Genomic DNA, 2,584 nt, shown 5'->3' with positions numbered 1-2,584 from the left:
TATTTTCTTTCTATCCTCTGATAGTTTCCACCCACAGTTTTTATATTCCACAGAACGATTATTTTTCTGAAACTTGGGATAGCCTTTTTTACCTTTTATTTTTTTCTTACAATTGTCATAGAAACGGGCAATAGCTGACCAGGCCCGTTCGGCCGATGCTTGTCTAGCCATAGAATTTAGAGTATCGACAAACTTGAACTGTTTGGCGAGAACTGCACAATATTTATTGAGAGAATATTTATCGATTTTGTCTTCCCTCTTGGCATCTATCCAAAGCCTTAATGCTTTGTTTCTGATGAATTGTACTGTACGAATAGCTTCATCAATGGCAGAACACTGACTTGGTTTGACCACGGCTTTCATTTCTAAGACAATCATTGTTTATCGACCTCAAACAACTTATTTTATATTAACCTGTACAGCATAGATTGTCAAGATTTTAGTCGTGCTTCGCTGTTTTATATTGGTCGGGGTTTCATCCCGTCGCTAAGTGCGAGGGTCTTCACCCCGACATTTGAGATAAACCGCACGAGCGACGCGGGTACGATTAGCCTCCTGGTCTCCGTGGGCATAAGTTAGATAAATCCAGCGATTTTGGGCAAATTGGGGATGAATTGCCACATCGAGCAGTCCTCCTTGTCCGACGGCAAAAACTTCGGGAACTCCAGCGATGGCTTTTGGGTCTAATTTACCCTCTCTAACTACTCTTAAACGACCGGGGCGCTCTGTGATGAGGATTTCCCCGTTAGGTAGCCAAACCATCGACCAAGGATGCTCTAAACCCTCGATTACGGTCACTTTTTGCCATTGATTTCTCTGGGAATTATTCGCCGAAGTTAATACATTTGCACCTTGACAACCGGAGATAATTATGGTATGTAAAACGCTAGATACTAAAGGGGAGAAAAGGCGATTGAGAGAATTAAGCATTAGTTGGTAACTCCCCAAGTTTGCCATGGCATAGACATCATTAAGGTTGGTTCGGGTTAATTGCTCGTACAAACTATTTGGCAATACCTCTAATTTTCGCTTTTACTTTTTCAATGAATGAAGAAGAATTCACATCGTGGAGATGTTGTTTACTGGCTTTACTTAGGATTGATGCCACTAAACCAAAGGAGGACTGAGAAGAAAAAATCAAATCATTACAACTGGCTAACAAATACATATCCATTAATGCTTCTATGCCATTTTGAACGCGATCAGGACATTGATCCCAGTTCTGGTGCATTCTTTCTCCCGATGGTGGAAACCATTTTGGTGTGGTGATAATATTTGGGAACTCCTCTTGAAATTTTTCAACAACTTCTTGAGAATCTGTAGCCAAGAAAATGCTGTTAAATTTATTGTTTTTGTTGATTTTTTTAGTATTAGTAATTAGCTTATCTAAAGGAATCTTCATGTCTGTGTATCTGACATGAACGCCTAGGGTATTCACTCCAAAGTAAGATGATCGGAAATCTTCGATAGACTGAACAATTTCAGGTTTCAGGCTTAGATGAGAGTTTAATACCTGTTTGATAATAGTACGATCATCCATTTTTGCCAAGTAATCGAACTTCCCATGAAAAAGTTGTCTCATCTGGTTGATTTTATGAGTATAGGCACAGAAAACCAGAATCTCACTCTCATAATTTGTTCTAGATAATTCAACCGACATAGATTGATCCGAAATCCTTAAATCTTTTCTTAGTCCACCAAAAGATTGATCTAACTTATCAATCCATATCTCAGGATAGACAGACTTGGTATCAGGTATAGATTCTACTGAAACGGTCTTTGGACAGTTAAAAAATAGAGGGAAGGAGTTGATATCGTCATGACAATAAGTATTATCCCGCCAATCAATAACTAACTGGCGATTACTAATTTCACTATAGATTATTGCACCACAGGCGGACAGAATTCGGTTTCCCATGCCAGAGGAACCTTTACAAATCAGAAATTTTCTAGAGCTATTCATATTTTCTATTAAGTATCTACTAAACTATAAACCTAGGCGACGGCGAGTTTTTTTCAAACTAAAGGGAGAGTGAGCCATAAATAGCTTCACAAATTCTAGGCGACGCAGATAGAATCTGTTGGGTTAAACCCTTTAAAACTTCCTTGAGTAGATCGGGACGAGTAAAAACTGTTAAAATAACTGGCGGCAAATAACTAGGTAAAGGCATCTCATCAAGAGACATTGGTAAATTTGTTAAATTCATAGACTACCGCAAAACAAAATTTTTAACATCTGTACAAATCACGCCCTATATATTAACACCTTAATTTGAGTTTGTCAAGCTTAATTACACTTCGATAACTCCCAGCTAGAATTGTTTGACCTTAACTTGAGAGAAAACTTTTATTATAATGTTCGGATATACTGTCTCCTTTGCCTGACCACTTATTAACCATAACTTCCTAGTTGGTAACTCTCCAAGTTTTCAGCAGATCAATATGGTTCTTCGTTACTTGGTATGGTTCGATAGGGGGGCATAAATCGACTAAATCCTTATCTGGCAAGAGACTTAATTGATTAGTTCGCTCTAGAGCAAAAACAATTGACAAAAATCGCTAAATGCTTTTCTATATAAGGGTT

3 protein-coding genes and 2 pseudogenes are annotated in these 2,584 nt (G+C 38.1%); all 5 read right to left on the bottom strand.

The genetic code is table 11. The annotated features are described in order from the left end of the window. Positions 1-378, bottom strand: a pseudogene (locus O9332_RS02440) (RNA-guided endonuclease TnpB family protein); the annotation flags it as partial. A 141-nt stretch (positions 379-519) separates the two neighbouring features. Then, a pseudogene (locus O9332_RS02435) lies at positions 520-930 on the bottom strand (PQQ-dependent sugar dehydrogenase); the annotation flags it as partial. 73 nt (positions 931-1,003) lie between these two features. Continuing rightward, positions 1,004-1,963: a NodZ family protein gene (locus tag O9332_RS02430; RefSeq protein ID WP_288023497.1), complete on the bottom strand. Its 960-nt coding sequence runs from the start codon at positions 1,961-1,963 to the stop codon at positions 1,004-1,006. Between the two features lie 58 nt (positions 1,964-2,021). Beyond that, positions 2,022-2,207: a hypothetical protein gene (locus O9332_RS02425; RefSeq protein WP_002762436.1), complete on the bottom strand. Its 186-nt coding sequence runs from the start codon at positions 2,205-2,207 to the stop codon at positions 2,022-2,024. Positions 2,208-2,406: 199 nt separating this feature from the next. Then, positions 2,407-2,553: a hypothetical protein gene (locus tag O9332_RS02420; protein ID WP_288023498.1), complete on the bottom strand. Its 147-nt coding sequence runs from the start codon at positions 2,551-2,553 to the stop codon at positions 2,407-2,409. Positions 2,554-2,584: the final 31 nt, after the last annotated feature.

Source organism: Microcystis sp. LE19-10.1B, assembly GCF_027530565.1.
In the GTDB taxonomy this organism is placed as follows: Bacteria; Cyanobacteriota; Cyanobacteriia; order Cyanobacteriales; family Microcystaceae; genus Microcystis; species Microcystis aeruginosa.
This window is presented reverse-complemented; position numbering and strand designations above follow the sequence as displayed.

Excerpts from the sequence above, each read along its gene's own strand:
- O9332_RS02430 (WP_288023497.1), bottom strand. The coding sequence starts at position 1,963 with ATGAATAGCTCTAGAAAATTTCTGATTTGTAAAGGTTCCTCTGGCATG.
- O9332_RS02425 (WP_002762436.1), bottom strand. The coding sequence starts at position 2,207 with ATGAATTTAACAAATTTACCAATGTCTCTTGATGAGATGCCTTTACCT.